We start from the raw sequence: 17,517 nt of genomic DNA, 5'->3' as shown, positions 1-17,517 counted from the left end.
GGTAAGTCGCGATGGGAAAGCTCGACAACAAGACCGCGGTCGTCACCGGCGGCGGTACCGGCATCGGCCTGGCCACCGCCGCACGCCTGGCGGACGAGGGTGCGCACGTGTTCATCACCGGCCGGCGCAAGGCAGAGCTCGACAAGGCCGTCGAGGCCATCGGCGCCGCGCGGGTCGCCCCGGTGGCCGGGGACGTCTCGGACCTGGCGGACCTCGACCGCCTCTACGACGCTGTCCGCGCACGCGGCCGCGGCCTCGACGTGGTCTTCGCGAACGCGGCGACCGCCTCGCTCGTGCCCCTGGAACAGATCACCGAGGAGGACGTCGCCCACATCTTCGACGTCAACGTGCGGGGCACGCTGTTCACCGTCCAGAAGGCCTTGCCCCTGCTCAACGACGGCGCCTCGGTGATCCTCAACGCCTCCACCGCCGCCGACAACGGAGCGGAGGCTTTCGGCCTGTACGCGGCGTCCAAGGCCGCCGTACGGACGTTCGCGCGGACCTGGGCCAACGAGCTCAAGGGCCGCGGCGTGCGCGTCAACGCCATCTCGCCGGGACCCGTCAACACCCCCGGGATCACCAACCTGTTCGGAGGCGAGGAGGGCGAGGAGGGCGCGGCCGGCGCCGCCCGGGAGAAGCTCGCGGGCGACACCGCGCTGGGCCGGATGGGGCGGCCCGAGGAGATCGCCGCCGTCGTGGCGTTCCTCGCGTCGGACGAGAGCAGCTTCGTGCTCGGCGCCAACTTCTACGCCGACGGCGGCGAGAACCAGATCTGAGGCCCACCGCGTCGGCCCCGCGGGTTCGCCTGCGCGGGGCCGATCGCCGCCGGCACCGGCCGAGGCGGCCACACCGGCCGCGGCTTTCGGCCACTGCCCGGCCGAACGGACGGGGCCGGGCCCGCCCCCAGGACCGATTCGGCCGCCCCGTCGCATCCCACCGCCCCTTGCGCCCCTCCCATTCTTCGCGCGTGGACTTTCCGGGTCGGCGGCGCTTTCCGGCCTTCGGCCGCAGCGGCCTTTCCCGCCCAATCCGGGCGGCTCGTCCGGCCCCGGAGCCACCCGGCGGGCTCCGTGCGTGGCGCCGTGCGGGCCGCGCGGTGCGACGGCACGCGCGCCGGGATTGGCGCATTGCCGTCCTTGCGCCATCCCATCGATGTGCCTTCACCGAATTCTCACCACTCGCGACGAGTCCGGTGGACGAAGAAGCGGTTTCACGCCAGACGCCGATGAGCCCAACACCAGCTTTATGCAACCTCATTGACTTTTGTTGACCGTTCATCGTCAATGGTCTGGGAGATTTCCTCTTCACGTTCTCCGCACACGTCACGCGGAGTTCGTGCACCTCACAGGGAGAGCATCTTGAACAGATCGCTCAAGCCGAGACCGCCCAGGAGACCCCTCGGGCGGCGGATCCCCGCCTGGCTGGCCGTATTGGGCGCCGCCGCGCTCATACTCGTCGGCGTGCAGGCCCCGACCGCTCAAGCGGCCCGACCCGTGGCCGCCGACAACGTTATCAACCACCACACCGCACCGGCGGCACCCGCGAAGGGTGCCGCTCAGGTGTCCGTGCACGGCAAGTCCTCCAAGGTCGAGCCTGCCTGCACCACGCAGCCGAAACCCGGCTACGCCACCTGCTACGCCCTGCGCCGCACCGACATCAGCCCCGTCAAGGGGCTGTTGAAGGGCGACGCCACACCCAGCGGGTTCGGCGCGACCGACCTCCAGTCCGCCTACGACCTGCCCGCGAACGGGGGCGCCGGCCAGACGGTCGCCGTCGTCGACGCGCAGGACGACCCGAACGCCGGGGCCGACCTCGCCGTCTACCGCGCGCAGTACGGCCTGCCGGCCTGCACCTCCGACGACGGCTGTTTCACCAAGGTCGACCAGCGCGGGGGCACCGACTACCCGGCACCGGACCCGGGCTGGGCCGGGGAGATCTCCCTCGACCTGGACATGGTCTCCGCCGCCGCGCCCAACGCGCACATCCTCCTGGTGGAGGCCGACAGCGCGTCCTTCGAGGACCTGGGCGCCGCCGTGGACGAGGCCGTCGCGCTGGGGGCCAAGTACGTCTCCAACTCGTACGGGACGAGCTACACCGCTTCCGGCGGCGGCGAGGACCCGAGCGAGGCCACCACGTACGACCCGTACTACAACCACCCGGGCGTGGCGGTCGTCGCGTCCTCGGGCGACGACGCGTACGGCGTGGCCTACCCCGCCGCGTCGCCCTACGTCACGTCCGTCGGCGGCACCGCGCTGACCCGGGACGGCGGCACGGACCGCGGCTGGTCCGAGTCGGTGTGGCACAACAGCTACGGCGGTCCGGGATCGGGCTGCTCGGCCTACGAGGCGAAGCCCGCCTTCCAGACGGACACCGGCTGCGACAAGCGCGCCGTGTCGGACGTCTCGGCGGTCGCCGACCCGGTCACCGGCGTGTCGGTGTACGTCACGTACGGCGGCTCCGGCTGGGCCGTGTACGGCGGCACCAGCGCTTCCTCGCCGCTGATCGCGGGCGTGTACGCCGCCGCGGGCACCCCCGCGGACGGCACGTACCCCAACTCCTACCCCTACGCGGCCGCGAAGGGCACGCTGAACGACGTCACCAGCGGCAGCAACGGCACCTGCAGCCCGTCCTACCTGTGCACCGCGACCACGGGCTACGACGGTCCGACGGGTCTCGGCACCCCGCACGGTGTCGCCGCCTTCACCGAAGGGGCGCACGGCAGCCTGTCGGGCACCGTGACGGACGGCTCCACCGGTGACGCGGTGTCAGGGGCGACCGTGACGGCGACGGCCGGCGACACCACTGTCCGCGCGAAGACCGAAGCCGACGGGACGTACTCCCTGACCCTGGCGCCGGGCTCCTACAGCCTGTCGGTGGACGCCTTCGGCTACGCCACCGCCTCCGAGCCGGCCGTCAAGGTCGACGACGGGGCCACCGTCACCAAGGACGTCACCCTCACCGCCGTCGGCCGCCAGACCGTCTCCGGCAGGGTGACGGACGGGTCCGGGCACGGCTGGCCGCTGTACGCCCGCGTCAGCGTGGGCGACGACGCGTCGGTGTGGACCGACCCGGCGACCGGCGCGTACACGCTTCCGCTGCCGTCGGACCACGACTACACGCTCACCGTGACGAGCGCCTATTCGGGCTACCGGTCCGTCACCAAGAAGGTCTCCGTCAAGGATGCGGCGGTTTCCGCCAGTGTCTCCGTGCCTGTCGACCCGTTCGCGGGCGGGACGCCCGGTTACACCTTCAAGGACGACGGCACCACGGAGCCCTTCGACTCCACGACCGCGGCGCCGGAAGGCTGGAGTGTCGTCAACGCGCCTGACACCGAGGGTGGCTGGCAGTTCGACGACCCGGGCGGCCGGGGCAACCACACCGGCGGCGACGGTGCGTTCGCGATCGTGGACAGCGACCACCTCGGCAGCTCGGCCACCCAGGACACCTCGCTGGTCAGCCCGGTCTACGACCTGAGTGGCGCCGAGGCCCCCGAGATGTCGTTCCGTACCGACTACAAGTCGTACTCCGGACAGCAGGCGACCGTCGAGGCCACCTCGGACGGCGGCAGCACCTGGACGACGGTGTGGACCGCGCCGGCACAGGACGTCACGGGCCCGGACCAGGTGACCGTCCCGCTCAAGGACTTCGCGGGCAAGTCGTCGGTCCGGCTGCGCTTCCACTACACCGGGCACTTCGCATGGTGGTGGCAGGTCGACGACGTCATGGTGGGGCAGCGGCTCGCCCAGCTGCGGCCCGGCGGCCTCGTCGAGGGTGTCGTCACCGACGCCAACACCAAGGACGGTCTCGTCGCCGCGAACGTCAGCGGCGCCGACGGCTCGCAGGTCGGCGCGGCCACGGCGGCCACGCTGGACGACCCGAACCTGCCGGACGGCTTCTACTGGGCGTTCGCGACGCCCGGCAAGCAGCCGCTGACCGCCTCGAAGCACGCCTACACCGACCGCACCAAGCAGGTGGCGGTGGCAGCCGACTCGGCCGTCAAGGCCGACTTCTCGCTCAAGGCGGGACGGCTGGAGGTCAAGCCGGGCAAGATCGGCGCCTCGGTGAAGTGGGGCGGTGGCAAGACGAAGCGCCTCACCGTCACGAACACCGGCTCCGAGCCGGCGACTCTCGACATCGCCGAGGGGTCGGGCACCGTCACACCGGCCGGCCACGGCGCACCGCTGCAGAAGGTCAAGGGTGACTTCTCGCCGCTGTCGGCCGCGGCCCACCAGGCGAAGAAGGCCAGGCCGAGCCTGACCGGTCCTTCGGACGACGCCTGGCAGAGCGCGGGCGACCTGCCGACGAACCTCCAGGACCTGGCCGCCGACACGCACGACGGCAAGGTCTACGCGGCCTTCGGCTTCAACGGCGCCGCCGACGTCAAGTCGCTCTACAGCTACGACCCGGGCACGGGCGCGTGGACGCAGGGCGCCTCGGCGAGCGACACGCGCGAGTCGCCGGCCCACGGATTCATCGGCGGCAAGTGGTACATCGCCGGCGGCTGGGGCGCGAGCGGTGACCCCGACGGCAAGCTGGAGATCTACGACCCCGCGGCCGACGCCTGGACGACCGGCGCCGAAGAGCCCTCCCCGCTGGCCGGAGCCGGCTCCGCGGTCCTCGACGGCAAGCTGTACGCCGTCGGCGGCTGCACCGGGTCCGCCTGCGGCTCGACCGCGGTGAACGTGTACGACCCGGCGGCCGACTCCTGGTCGACCGCCGCGCCCTACCCGGTGCCGGTCTCCTGGGAGGCGTGCGGAGCCATCAAGGGCGAGCTGTACTGCGCCGGCGGCAACTCCGACGCGGCCGGCGCCCTGGACTCCGCCTACGTCTACGACCCGGCGGCCGACTCCTGGAGCGCTCTGCCCGACCTGCCCACCGCGCTGTGGGCCTCGTCGTACACGGCGGCCAACGGCCAGCTGCTGGTGACCGCGGGCGTCGAGGGAACCGCCCTGACCAACAAGGCGTTCGCCTACGACCCGGCGGCCGGTGCCTGGTCCGCCCTGCCCAACGCCAACCAGGCGAGCTACCGGGGCGGCGGCGCGTCCGGCTTCTACAAGGTCGGCGGCGCGGTCGGCAACGGGCAGCCGATCAGGACGGTCGAGTTGCTCCCCGGCTACGACCAGCAGGGCGGCGGCGACGTCAGCTGGCTGTCCGAGGGCAAGGACCACGTCACCCTCAAGCCCGGTGCCACGGCCAGGGTGGCCGTCACGCTGGACGCCTCCGTCCCGGACATCACCCAGCCCGGAACCTACGGCGCCGAGCTGACGCTGTCCTCGGACACCCCCTACGCCCTGCCGAGCGTTCCCGTGACGCTCACGGTGGCCCCGCCCAAGACCTGGGGCAAGATCACCGGCAAGGTCCTGGGTTCGGACGGCAAGGGCGGCACCGCCGCGCTGGCGGGCGCCACGGTCCAGATCGATTCGTGGGCCACGCACTACACGCTCAAGACGGGCGCCGACGGCACGTACCAGCTCTGGCTCGACACCCGTAACAACCCGCTCACCCTGATCGTCGCGAAGGACGGCTACCAGCCGAAGACATCCAGGGCGAGGCTCAAGAGAGGAGGGACGGTGACGGTGGACTACACGCTCGACAAGGCGTAACGCCTGCTGCACGCGATGCCGTTGCGGTACTGACTGATGCGTCAGTCAGTACCGCAACACCACGTCCAACAGGTATTGAGAGGACACGCGATTGCGTTTTCCTCAACTGAGCCCTACGGTGGCTCACCATGCAGCAGCACGAGGAAGTGGCGCAGCGCGTGCGCGAGGTGATCGGCGCGGCCGGTTGCAGCCAGCGCGAGTTCGCGCGCCGCATCGTGATGGACCCGTCGAAACTGTCCCGATCGCTCAGGGGCACCCGCCGGTTCGCCGTCGCGGAACTCGCGCGCATCGCGGACGCGGGGAGCGTGGACGCGGGCTGGCTGCTCGGCTCGGGAGCCGTCTCTGCCCCTACGACGGTCGCCGCCCCGGCCGTCCCTGCGGCCGCTGCCGTGTCGCGTGACGCGCGGCCTGATGGCGGGCGTCCGCTGCAGATCGTCAGGGAGACGGTGCGGCTCATCGCCCGGCACGGCTTCCACGCCGTGCGGGTCGCCGACATCGCCGACGCCTGCGGGACGAGCACGGCCGCCATCCACTACCACTTCCCCGGCCGCGCCGAGCTGCTGGAGGCCGCCGTGCGCTGGTGCATGGACGAGGACACCGCGCGCCGATCCGCCCGCATCGCCGAGGCGGACAGTGCGGCCGACGAGTTGCGCCAGCTCATCGAGTTGCAGACGCCGGCGACCCCGCGCCAACGGGAGCAGTGGCTGGTCTGGCTCGACCTGTGGGCGCAGGCCGCGCGCTCCACGGCCGTCGGCCGGCTGCACGCCGAGTACTACCGGCAGTGGCGGTCGACCGTCGCCGACGTGATCGGACGGGGCATCGCGCAGGGCGTCTTCCGCGACGTCGACCCGGAGTTCAGCGCCCTGCGGCTGACCGCGATGATCGACGGCCTCGCCGCCCAGGTGCTCGCCTCGCCGACCAGTGAAGGACCCCATGCCCCGGACGGCGACGGCACCAGTGCGGACGACATGCGTACCGCGCTTCTCGCCTACGTCGAAACCGAGTTGAGCGCGTAGTCCGCCGCGTCCCGCGCGCGCATCCGAAAGCCCCGACCGCACGAGCGGAGGATCCCCCATGCCCATGAACGACTCTGTCATCATCACCTGCGCCCTCACCGGCGCGGGTGACACCGTCGGCCGCAGCCCGCATGTTCCCGTCACCCCCGAGCAGATCGCCCGTTCCGCGGTGGAGGCCGCCGGGGCGGGGGCCGCCGTGGTGCACATCCACGTACGCGACCCGGAGACCGGCGCGCCCGCGCGCGACCCCCGCCTCTACCGCGAGGTGGTCGAGCGGGTGAAGGAGACCGGCACGGACGTCGTCATCAACCTGACCGCGGGGATGGGCGGCGACCTCGTCATCGACCCCGAGGAGCCGCTCACCCGGCTGCCCGGGACCGACCTCGTCGGCGGCATCGAACGGCTGCCGCACGTCGAGGAGTTGCTGCCCGACATCTGCACCCTCGACTGCGGTTCGCTGAACTTCGGCGACGGCAGCAACCTCTACGTCTCCACCCCGGACATGCTCCGCACGGGCGCCAAACGCATCCAGGAGCTGGGCGTGCGCCCCGAGTTGGAGATCTTCGACACGGGACAGCTGTGGTTCGCCAAGCAGCTGCTTGCTGAGGGGTTGCTGGACGATCCGACGGTCTTCCAGCTGTGCATGGGCATCCCGTGGGGCGCGCCCGCAGAGCCGGGCGTGCTGAAGTCGATGGTCGACATCCTCCCGCAGGGCGCGCAGTGGGCGAGCTTCGCACTGGGCCGCATGCAGATGCCGTGGGTCGCCCAGTCCATCCTGCTCGGCGGCAACGTACGGGTCGGCCTTGAGGACAACCTCTACCTCAGCAAGGGCGTCAAGGCGACGAACGGACAGCTCGTCGAACGCGCGGTGCGCATCACCGAACTGCTGGGCGCGCGGGTGGCCACACCCGACGAGGCCAGGCAGCGGCTCGGCCTCAAGCCCCGCTCGTGACGCCCCCGATCCGGTCCCTCTTCTCCCCCACCGCACGACGTCAAGGACCCCACCATGACCGAACCCCGTAACCCGCTGCCGCCCCCGCCCGAGGAAGTACGCCGTGTCGCCTGTGTCGGCGCCGGTGTGATCGGTGGCGGCTGGGTGGCCCACTTCCTCGCCCGCGGCTACTCCGTCACCGCCTGGGACCCCGCTCCTGGCGCCGAGGACAAGCTGCGCCGCCTGGTCGACGCCGCCTGGCCGGCGCTGACCCAGCTCGGGCTCGCCGAAGGGGCGTCCGCCGAGCGGCTGACCGTGACGTCAACACTCGAAGAGGCGGTCGCCGGCGCCCAGTTCGTGCAGGAGAGCGCGCCGGAGAAGCTCCAGCTCAAACGCGAGCTGCTGGCCCGGATCGACGCCGCCGCGCCCGCGGAGGCCGTGATCGCGTCGTCGACGTCGGGCTACCCGATGACCGACATGCAGACGGAGGCCGCCAACCCGGGGCGGCTGCTCGTCGGGCACCCGTTCAACCCGCCGTACCTGATACCGCTCGTCGAGGTCGTCGGCGGTGAGCGCACGGACAGGGCGGCCGTGGAGTGGGCCTCCCGCTTCTACGAGGTGGCCGGGAAGTCCGTCATCACCATGGATCGCGAGCTGCCCGGTTTCATCGCCAACCGCCTGCAGGAAGCGCTGTGGCGCGAGGCGCTGCACATGGTGAACAACGGCGAGGCGACGGTACGGGACATCGACGCCTCCATCACCGAAGGCCCGGGGCTGCGCTGGGCGTTCATGGGCCCGTGCCTCACGTTCGCGCTCGCGGGCGGCGAGGGCGGCATGGGGCACATGCTCGACCACTTCGGCCCCTCGCTGAAGTCGCCGTGGACCCGTCTTGAGGCGCCCGAGCTGGACTCCGCGCTGCGTACGGCGATGGTCGAGGGCTGCGACGAGGCGGCGGGCGGGCGCACCATCGCGCAGCTCGTCGCGGAACGGGACCAGGGCGTCATCGATGTGCTGCGCGCGACGGGCAGGCTGACCGGTGCCCAAGCCGGAGCCTCCCGCGAGCGGGGTGGTGACGCATGACCGAGCGCCTGCCGCTGTTCCGCGCCACCGTCCGGCCCGAGTGGATCGACTACAACGGGCACATGAGCGAGGCGTTCTACGTCCTCGCCTTCGGGCACGCGACGGACGCCATGATGATCGAGACGGGCCTGGGGCCGGGCTACCGTGAGCAGAGCAACTGCTCGCTCTACACCGCCGAGGCCCACCTGCGTTATCTGCGGGAGGTCGCGGAGGGCAGCGAACTGGCCATCCGCACGCGGGTGCTTGGCGTCGATGCCAGGAAGGTGCGGTTCGCGCACGAGATGCGTGTGCAGCCAGCCGACGGCAGCGGTGCCGACGCCGTGGACGGTGCGCCCGTCGCCACCATCGAACTGCTCGGCATCCACGTGGACCAGGGCGCGGGCCACGCGGCCCCGCTCCCCGACGCCGTCCGCGAAAGGTTCGACGCGCTCACCGAGGAGCCGCCGGAGTGGGCGGGCCGCGCCATCGCTCCCGTGCCGAAGGCACAGGACGAGCCAACTCCCCGGTAGGCGGCCCGCGTGCACGGGAACGGGCCGGGACCCTGGCGGGGTCCCGGCCCGTTGTCACACTCCGCCCAGCACCCTGGCGGCGAACACCGCAAGCTGGGCCCGCAGTTCCTCGCGCGTGGCGCCCTCCTGGCCCGCCAGGTGCTCGACGAGATCGGCGCGGGTGGCGGCGAGCAGTGCGTGTGCAGCGAAGTCGGCGTCCGCGCCTGAGCCTGCGTCCGAGCCCCCGTCCGTGAAGCCGGGGACGCCTTTCAGCACCGTACGCAGCAGCGTGTGCCACTGCTCGTAGTGCCCGGCCTGGTAGGGGCTGCCGCTCCCCGCGCCCTCAAGGGCCAGCGCGAGTTGGCGGTTGTCCAGCTTGAAACACAGCAGGGCGTCGAGCACGGCGGGCAGCCGCCGGCGCGGAGGGGCGCCGGGCCCGAGGGGCGGCGGTCCCGACTCGACCGCCTCCGCGAGCGGTTCGAGACGCGCCTGGTACAGCGCGCGGATCAGGCCGACGCGATCGCCGAAGGCGCGGAACAGGGTCCCCTTTCCCACTCCGGCGGCCGCCGCGATGTCCGCCATCGTGACCTCTTCGGCGCTGTCGCGGTTCGCGAAGAGATCGTCGGCCGCCGCGAGGACGGCCGCCCTGTTGCGGGCCGCGTCCTTGCGGGGTTTGCGCTCGGGCATGGGCCTCCTCCGGCCTGTCGTGCGCCGCATCGCCGCTTGCGAAGCGGACCCTGGGTCCGTATCGTTAAAACCGGACCACAGGTCCGAATCTGTATCATATCGGAAGGAGCGAGCCCTTGCCCGCGCACACCTCACCGGCGGACATCTACCGCCACGGCCTGCGGCTGCTGCTGGCCAAGGACATGGACGGCTGGGCCGGCCTGTGGGCCGAGGACGGCACCATGGAGTTCCCCTTCGCGCCCCCGGGCCGGCCGAGGCTGCTGGAGGGACGGGAGGCGGTGGCCGCCTACATGAGCGGCTATCCCGACCACATCGACCTGCACGACTTCACCGACGTGCGCATCCACGAGACCACCGACCCGGCGACGATCGTGGTCGAGATGCGCGGCGTCGGCCGCCTGGTAAGGACCGGCGGCCCGTTCGACATGCGCTACATCGCCGTCGTGGCCTTCGCGGACGGGCGCATCACCTCGTACCGCGACTACTGGAACCCGCTCGCCGTCCAGGAGTCCGGCGCCGACTTCACCGGGAGCGCCCGGTGACAGCGGCGTCCGCCGGCGCCACCCTCGTGATCGGCGCCACCGGCACCACGGGCAGCCGCGTCGCCGCCCGGCTCACCGCCGCGGGTCATCGCGTCAAAGCCGCGAGCAGAGGTGCGGGCGGAGGCCCGGCCCACGTCGGGGGCCCGATGGCGGTCCGCTTCGACTGGTACGACCCGGCGACGCACGCCGCCGCGCTGGACGGCGTCGACCGCGTCCATCTCACCCCGCCCGTCGGCGACTTCGACCCGGCGGCGGTGATGCTGCCCTTCCTGCGGCGTGCGCGCGACGCGGGGGTGCGCCGCGCGGTGCTTCTCAGCAGTTCCGCGGTGCCGAGCGGCGGACCCGCGGTGGGGGCCGTGCACGAGGCACTGCCCGGCCTGTTCGACGAGTGGGCGGTGCTGCGGCCGTCCTGGTTCATGCAGAACTTCACCGGGAGCCACGTGCACGCGCACAGCATCCGGGAGCAAGGCACGATCACCACGGCCACCGGCGCCGGGCGCGTCGCGTTCGTCGACGCCGACGACATCGCCGCCGTCGCCGTACAGGCCCTGACCGCCGATCTCGCTCCCGACACCGACCTGGTGCTCACGGGGCCGCAGGCCCTCAGCCACGACGACGTCGCCGCGATCATGACGGAGGCCACCGGCCGCCGCGTCGTGCACCGCCACGTGACCCACGAACAGTTGCGAGATCGCCTCGCGGCGGAGATCCCACGGGACTTCGCCGCGATGCTGGCGGACATGGAGCGCTCGATCGCCGAGGGCGCGGAGGACCGCACCACCGACACCGTGCAGCGCGTCACCGGCCGGCCTCCGTGCTCCTTCCGTGCCGTGGTGGAGCGGGAGTCGGGCCCGGCGGACACGCCCCCGGCATGACGAACGCCGGGCACGCTCCGGGGGGAGCGTGCCCGGCGTCGTGGGCGGTGCGGGCGCGGCTACTTCGCCGCGGCCAGTGCCGCGTCGATCCCGGCCTTCGGCGAGCCCAGGCCGGTCACCGTGTCGTAGCCGTCGCCGGCCGTGCACTCGCTGCCGCAGGCACCGTTCGACCCCGCGGTGATGTCGCTCAGCGCGTCACCCAGGCCGTACACGGCGGCGTGGGCGGTGTCCCCGCCCGCGCCCGCCACGGCCAGCGGCTTCTCGCCCGCGGCGGCACGCAACTGGTCGGCGGCCGTGACGATGCCCGCCCAGATCGGCGAAGAGAGGCTGGTGCCGCCGACCTCCAGCCACTGCGCGGTACCCGTGGCCGAGGTGTAGACCGCGACCCCGGTCCGGGGGTCGGCGACGAAGGAGACGTCAGGGGTGGCGCGGTAGGGACTGGACTGCACGCCGTCCTGGTAGGCGGGGCGCTGCTCGAAGTAGCTCAGGCCGCCGCCGGTCGAACTCCACGCCGTCTCGCTCCGGGTGGAGCCGTCGTCGCCCAGTACGAGGTGCGTGCCGCCGATGGCCAGCGCGTACGGGTTCGTACTGGAGTAGCCGGCCGGGTAGCCGGCGTCTCCGGTGGACTGGGTGCACACCGACTGCCGCAGCTCGCAGTGGCCGTCGTAGAAGGACTCCTCGGAGAACTCCGGCATCCCCCAGCTGTTGTTGACGGCCGCCGGGTGGTAGGACGCCGCGGTGTCGACGGCCCGGTTGAGTGCCGCGGCCGACGCGTCCGCGGCCTCCACCAGGACGATCTTCGCCTTGGGCGCCACCGAGTGCGCCCACTCGATGTCCAGCGCGGCCTCCTCGTTCCAGTTGGCGTTCGTCTGCGGCTTGGCGCCTTCGGCGTACACCTGCTCGAAGTCGAAGCAGTCGGTGCCCTTCGCGACGCTGTCGCAGGTCTGCGGCAGCCCGAAGTGCGCGGCGAAGTGGTTGAGGTCGGCCTTGGCGCCGGGGTAGTCGTACGCCACCGTGATCGCGGTGGTCTGTCCCGTGCCGTCACCGGTGAGCCCGAGCCGGGCGCGTATCTGCTGCGGTGTGTAACCGGCCGTGGTCTCCGTGTCGTTTGCGCCCTCGGCCTTCAGGGAGCGCTGAACGTGCATCGGGGCGACTGCGGTGCCGATGGGGAGGGTCCTGACCTCGACCGCCTGCGCGGTGGCCGGGGCGGCGGGGGCCTTCTGCGTGGCCTTGGGCTCGGTCGTGCCTGCCGTGGACCGCCCCGTGGACCGGGCCGTCACCTTCTCGACGGTGATGCCGTGCTGGTAGCTGTCGATCGCGAAGGAGTCGGCGCCGAAGCCGCCGACCTGCTGGTTGAGGTCGTAGGCCGACCAGTCGCGCTGGAGCGCGATCAGGTCGGTGCCCTTGCCCTTGCCGAGGTCTACGGGCGTGACGGAGCCGGCGAACAGCGCGAACTGCTCGCTGTCGGCGTAGGTGAACTGCGACTCGTCCTTCGGGAACGGCAGCGAGTAGACGCCCAGTCCGCCGGTCCCTGAGACGAACTTCTCCTGGCCGTCCGTGGAGGTGGCGAACGCGGCCTGGAACACGTTGGCCATCGTGCGCACACCGAACCGCGAACCGCCGTCGGCCGGGTAGACCGTCATGAGGTTGGTGTGCAGTTCGACGAGCCCGTACGTCGGGGAGGCGGCGAAGCCCTGGAACGTCGGGGAGCCCGTGGAGTCGTCGCTGGAGAGCACCTTGCCGGTGGCTCCGTCGACGATCTGGACGAGGTGTCCGTCGGTGGAGGGCGCGTCGCCGCCGAAGGCGAAGGCGACGCCCTGACCGTCCGCGCCGGGGATGTACGGGCTGGCGAACGCGCCTGACTGCTGCTCGATCCAGGACGCGGCGGCCGACTTCGGCTGCTCGCTCCACAGTTCCTTGCCGTTCGTGGCGTCGAGTGCCACGGCCGTCGGCGCCGGGTCGGTCGGCCCGGTGCCGAAGGCGCCGCGCGCGCCGCCGTATTCCAGGTAGAGGCGGCCGTCGGCGTCCGTGGCCGGCACGGAGTAGCGGACGTCCTTGCCGGAGGTGCCGGCCGGCCGATAGCTCCATACCTTGGCGCCGTCGGAGGTGTAGGCGGTGAGCGCGGTGCCGGAGGCGACCACCGAACCGCGGGCGATGGCGACGCCGGGCTGGAACGTGCCGGTGTCCACCTGGCCGGTGATCTTCCCGTCACCGGGCCGCAGGACGGCGAACCCGTGCGACGTGGCGGCCACGACGCGCTGCGCGGTGTGGCCCGCGCTGTCCTTCAGCTTCCCGAGGCGCAGTTGGCGCACCGAGGCGTCGACGGCGCTCTTCCACAGGATGCGCGGCTGCGCGGCCTTGAGGGTGCGGCCGTCGAGGGCGAACACACCGTGGCTCTCGCCGCCGACGACGAGGTCCTTGACGCCGTCGCCGTTGACGTCGGTGGCGACCGCGGCGTACGTGTCGGCCAGCAGCGGAAGCGCCGTGGCCTTGCCGTTGGCCGGGTTCGTGCGGTACGCGGTCAGGCCGTAGCCGACGGTCAGCAGGCCGCCGTGGTAGGGCGTCACCTGGTCGCCGACGACGCTGCCGTCCTTGTGCCAGGCCGTGCGGCCGTTGCGTGCGTCGAACGCGATGAGCCGGCTGTGTGCCGGCGCCTCGGGCCGGTTGCTCGTCTCGGGGCCGGCGTCGGCGACGGCGGCGTAGACGCTGCCGTGGCCCCTGCTGTCGTAAGTGAGCGAGAGCGTGGGCGCGTTGGCGCCGCCGATGGTGCTCGACGTCTGGTGCGTCCAGGTGGTGTGTCCGTGCTTGTCCAGCGCGGAGACGGAGCTCTGCCCGTCGGTCAGGTCCGCGTTGATGCCGAGTTCGGCGACGGCGTAGCGCGGCTGCTTGCCGTGGGCGCCGGAGTTGACGGCGAGCGCTTCGGGGATGACGCCGGAGCGGTGGGTGATGACCGATCGCTTGCCGGACGTGATGCCCACGGTGGTCAGGTCCCAGCCGACCGCGTCGAGCGGGTCGTTCTGCTCGGCGACGAGGATCTTGTCGGAGCCGGGGTCGCGCTGCACGATGCGCGGGTAGCCGGGGGTCTTGGTGTCGGAGACGGCGCGGCCCGTGCCGGTGTCGACGACGACCACGTGCCCGTCGGCGGGACGGGGGTTGCCGAGGCCCATCGGGGTGTCGGTCCAGCCGGCGGTGACGAGGCCGTCACCCGCCGGCTCGACGTCGCTCCACAGCGCCCAGGGCGCCTTGGTGCTGTACGTCCACGCCTTCTTGCCGGTCAGCTTGGACTTGCTCGCGGCGTGGAAGCTGTAGGCGACGAGGGAGCTTCGGCTGTCGCCCTGCTCGGCGACCGGGTCGTTGCCCCAGTCGGGTCCGGTGGCGTCGGCGGCGATGAGCTTGCCGTCCTGGACGGTCAGCGAGCCGACCTCGCCGGGCAGCAGCGTGTGCCAGAGCATCGCGCCGGTGCGTCCGTCCAGCACGGAGACGAATGTGCCTGACTGGAGGTCGGAGCCGGGAGAGGTGAAGGGACGTGCGGGGGACGCGCCGACGCTGTACGCGACGGCGATGTCGTCGACGCCGTCGTGGGTGAAGTCGGCCTGCGCGAACGGGTGGGTGCCGAGCGCGCTCGGCTGGTACGGGTCGTAGCCCTGGAACAGGACCGGCGAGAACTCCTCGGCCTGACGGGCATTTACGGGCTTGACCCGCCAGTCCTTGTAGAGGGAGTGGCTGGTGCGCTGCCAGACGGGGTTGCCGTTCGCGTCGTAGCGTGCGACCTCGCCGCCGCTGAAGACGCCCACCCAGTCGGAGGTGCCGTGCAGTGCCAAGGTGGAGGCCGCACCCCTGGGGGTCTCCCAGCTGCTCTCCTCCTGGAAGCCTGCGGAGGAGCCGGAGTCCGTTGTAGCGCTGTGCGGGGCCGCCTTGGCGCCGTTCGTGGCGCCGGATCCCTGGGGCGACGCGTCCTTGCCGCTGCCTGTGCCCGAGGGCCCGCCGGAAGCGGCTCTCGCCGCGGCGACGAGGCCGGGGGTGCCGTCCGTGCGCGGCGTGTACTGGTCGCTGAGCTTCTTCAGGGCGCCGGCGGTCAGGCGTACGGAGTGGTGGCCGGTGGCGGGGTCCGCGTGGGCGGCCGGGGCGCTCAGCAGCGCGACGGAGGTGGCGAGCGCCGCCACGATGCCGGCCGGGCGTATGCCGGGGCGTGCGGTCGGGCGTATGCCCGGGCGTTCGGGTTTCCTTCTGGATGACATCAGGGTCGATCACTCCTGCTGGGCTGGCTGGGCGCCCGGGGACTTGACGGGGCGCCGGAAACTCTTGCAGTGGCCATGCAGATGAGGCGAGGGATCATCGTGGCCGCTACCGGTCAATGACCGATCCTGGCCACGCGATAGCGTGGGCCCGGACGGGAATCGCGGGAGGCCAGGAGGCATGGTGCTTGAGCCGGTCTGGCCCGACGGCGCGTCGGAGGACGCCTACCGGCTGCTCCTGCGGCGGCAGCGGCTGACCAGCAGGGAGCTGGCCGAGCGGCAGGCCATCTCCGTCGCGGCGGCGCGGCGGGTGCTCGACCGGCTCGTTGCCGCGGGCCTCGCCTCCTCCGCCGGGCGTCCCGCTCGCTACACGGCCGTCGACCCGCGCCGCGGCCTGACCGCGCTGATCCGGGCACGGCAGGCCGAACTCGACAGCGCCGCGTCCTCCGTGGAGGCATACGCGGCGGAGTACCACGAGCGCGCCATGCGGGGCGACCCGCACCAGCTGGTCGAGGTCATCGACGGGGCGGCTGCCGTCACGGCGCAACTCGGCGAGCTGATCCTCGGCGCCGACCGCGAGGTGCTCGCCTTCGACTCCCCCCCGTACCTGGGCAGTTCGCCCAAGCCGCCCGACGTCGAGAGCGAAGCGCTCGCCCGCGGCGTGACGATACGGGCCGTGTACGCCACCGAGGCCCTCGACGTGCCCGAGCGTGCCGCGTCCATCAAGGAGGCCGCGGCCATGGGCGAGCAGGTGCGGCTCGTGCCGAGGGTGCCGCTGAAGATGGTCATGGTGGATGGCAGGGCTGCCGTACTCCCGCTCACCGCCAGTGACTTGGGCACGCGGGCCTCCGCCGTCCTCGTCCGCCAGTCCCGCCTGCTCGACGCGCTCAGCGAGCTCTTCGAGGCGAAGTGGGAGCAGGGGGTGCAGGCCTTCGGCGCCGTGCGGTCCACGGACACCGAGGGTCTCGCGAAGGAGGACCGGCTGCTGCTCTCGCTACTGAACGCCGGGCTCAAGGACGAGGCGCTGGCACGCCAACTCGGCGTGAGCGAGCGTACGTTGCGCCGCCGCACGGCCGACCTGGTGGCGCGCCTCGGCGCCACGAGCCGCTTCCAGGCAGGGGCCCAGGCGGTACGGCGCGGCTGGCTGTGAGGACGGTGCCCGGCCTGCGCTCGGCCCCGGTCAGGGCCAGTGTGCGAAACTGCCGTCAGCCGGTCGCGGACGCGGGCCGTCGCAGTCGTCGAGAGGAGCGCAACGTGACGCACAGGGGCTTCCGCGCCGGGGACATCGACACCAGCAAGCCGCATCCGGCCCGCATCTACGACTACCTGCTCGGCGGCAAGAACAACTACGAGCTCGACCGCGAGGCCGGCGACCAACTCGTCGACGCTGCACCCGAGGTGCGCGTCGGCGTGCAGGCCAACCGGGCCTTCCTGCGGCGTGCCGTGCGGTACGTGGTCTCCAGCGGCGTCCGGCAGATCCTCGACATCGGCACGGGCCTGCCCACCTCGCCCAACGTGCACGAGACCGCGCACGAGGTGGTGCCCGACGTGCGGGTCGCGTACGTCGACAACGACCCGATCGTGAACACCTACGCCAACGCGCTGCTGAGCGACTCGGGAGCGACCGGCGTCGCCCTCGGCGACCTGCGCGAGCCCGCCGCCGTGCTCGACGACCCCGAGGTACGGCGGCTCATCGACTTCGACCAGCCGGTGGGGCTGCTGCTCATCGCCGTGCTGCACTTCCTCACCGACGCGGAGGACCCGGCGGGTGTCGTCGCCACGCTGCGCGACGCGCTGCCCGCGGGCAGCTTCCTCGTCCTGTCGCACGCGACCGGCGATTTCGCCGACCGCAGCGAGGCGCAGGCCGTCTACACGCGCGCCACCGCCACCCTGAACCTGCGGCCGCACTCCGAGGTGGAGCGGTTCTTCGACGGCTTCGAGCTCGTCGGGCCCGGACTGGTGCAGGTCCCGTTCTGGCGCCCGGACGCCACGCCGCCGGAGGGCTCCGAGGAGATCGGCTTCTACGGTGGCGTGGCGCGCAAGGCCGGGTGAGACGCGTG

The 17,517-nt window shown here is 72.2% G+C and carries 12 protein-coding genes; 10 read left to right on the top strand and 2 right to left on the bottom strand.

The annotated features are described in order from the left end of the window. The first annotated feature begins 11 nt into the window (after positions 1–11). The 6 genes from IH48_RS0105300 (at position 12) to IH48_RS0105270 (ending at position 9,139) form a co-directional block, all read left to right on the top strand. Positions 12–776, top strand: a complete 765-nt coding sequence (locus IH48_RS0105300; protein ID WP_030899724.1) for an SDR family NAD(P)-dependent oxidoreductase — start codon at positions 12–14, stop codon at positions 774–776. A gap of 633 nt (positions 777–1,409) precedes the next feature. Further along, positions 1,410–5,603 carry a carboxypeptidase regulatory-like domain-containing protein gene (locus tag IH48_RS0105290; RefSeq protein ID WP_037841114.1) on the top strand — a complete coding sequence of 1,398 codons (4,194 nt, stop codon included), beginning with the start codon at positions 1,410–1,412 and terminating at the stop codon, positions 5,601–5,603. A 128-nt stretch (positions 5,604–5,731) separates the two neighbouring features. After that, complete coding sequence (locus IH48_RS0105285; RefSeq protein ID WP_030899721.1) at positions 5,732–6,619, top strand: TetR/AcrR family transcriptional regulator; 888 nt, start codon at positions 5,732–5,734, stop codon at positions 6,617–6,619. Positions 6,620–6,677: 58 nt separating this feature from the next. Beyond that, entirely contained in the window at positions 6,678–7,571 is an 894-nt protein-coding gene (locus tag IH48_RS0105280) for a 3-keto-5-aminohexanoate cleavage protein (protein ID WP_199809894.1), read from the top strand. A gap of 54 nt (positions 7,572–7,625) precedes the next feature. Then, on the top strand, positions 7,626–8,630 hold the full coding sequence (locus tag IH48_RS0105275) for a 3-hydroxyacyl-CoA dehydrogenase NAD-binding domain-containing protein (RefSeq protein WP_030899718.1): 1,005 nt from the start codon (positions 7,626–7,628) through the stop codon (positions 8,628–8,630). After that, the gene (locus tag IH48_RS0105270) at positions 8,627–9,139 is read left to right on the top strand and encodes a thioesterase family protein (RefSeq protein ID WP_030899717.1); all 513 of its coding nucleotides are present in this window, start codon (positions 8,627–8,629) and stop codon (positions 9,137–9,139) included. Before IH48_RS0105275 ends, IH48_RS0105270 begins: the two co-directional genes overlap by 4 nt. 54 nt (positions 9,140–9,193) lie before the next feature. Here the strand turns inward: IH48_RS0105270 and IH48_RS0105265 are convergent, their stop codons facing one another. Continuing rightward, positions 9,194–9,805, bottom strand: coding sequence for a TetR/AcrR family transcriptional regulator (locus IH48_RS0105265; RefSeq protein WP_030899715.1), 612 nt, complete (start codon positions 9,803–9,805; stop codon positions 9,194–9,196). A 116-nt stretch (positions 9,806–9,921) separates the two neighbouring features. Here IH48_RS0105265 and IH48_RS0105260 point away from each other — a divergent pair, with 116 nt between their 5' ends. Further along, positions 9,922–10,347, top strand: coding sequence for a nuclear transport factor 2 family protein (locus IH48_RS0105260; RefSeq protein WP_030899713.1), 426 nt, complete (start codon positions 9,922–9,924; stop codon positions 10,345–10,347). Continuing rightward, on the top strand, positions 10,344–11,222 hold the full coding sequence (locus tag IH48_RS0105255) for an NAD(P)H-binding protein (RefSeq protein WP_030899711.1): 879 nt from the start codon (positions 10,344–10,346) through the stop codon (positions 11,220–11,222). Before IH48_RS0105260 ends, IH48_RS0105255 begins: the two co-directional genes overlap by 4 nt. A 59-nt stretch (positions 11,223–11,281) precedes the next feature. Here the strand turns inward: IH48_RS0105255 and IH48_RS34265 are convergent, their stop codons facing one another. Continuing rightward, positions 11,282–15,460 carry a S53 family peptidase gene (locus IH48_RS34265; protein ID WP_051839187.1) on the bottom strand — a complete coding sequence of 1,393 codons (4,179 nt, stop codon included), beginning with the start codon at positions 15,458–15,460 and terminating at the stop codon, positions 11,282–11,284. A 178-nt stretch (positions 15,461–15,638) separates the two neighbouring features. On the opposite strand from IH48_RS34265, the gene IH48_RS0105240 reads away from it, so the two are divergent. After that, entirely contained in the window at positions 15,639–16,607 is a 969-nt protein-coding gene (locus IH48_RS0105240) for a winged helix-turn-helix transcriptional regulator (RefSeq protein ID WP_030899708.1), read from the top strand. A 104-nt stretch (positions 16,608–16,711) separates the two neighbouring features. Beyond that, the gene (locus tag IH48_RS0105235; RefSeq protein WP_030899706.1) at positions 16,712–17,509 is read left to right on the top strand and encodes an SAM-dependent methyltransferase; all 798 of its coding nucleotides are present in this window, start codon (positions 16,712–16,714) and stop codon (positions 17,507–17,509) included. Positions 17,510–17,517: the final 8 nt, after the last annotated feature.

Origin of the sequence: Streptomyces sp. NRRL F-5126, assembly GCF_000721265.1 — a bacterium.
GTDB lineage: Bacteria > Actinomycetota > Actinomycetes > Streptomycetales > Streptomycetaceae > Streptomyces.
Note: the sequence above shows the minus strand (reverse complement) of the source record. Positions and strands in the feature narration are given on the sequence as shown.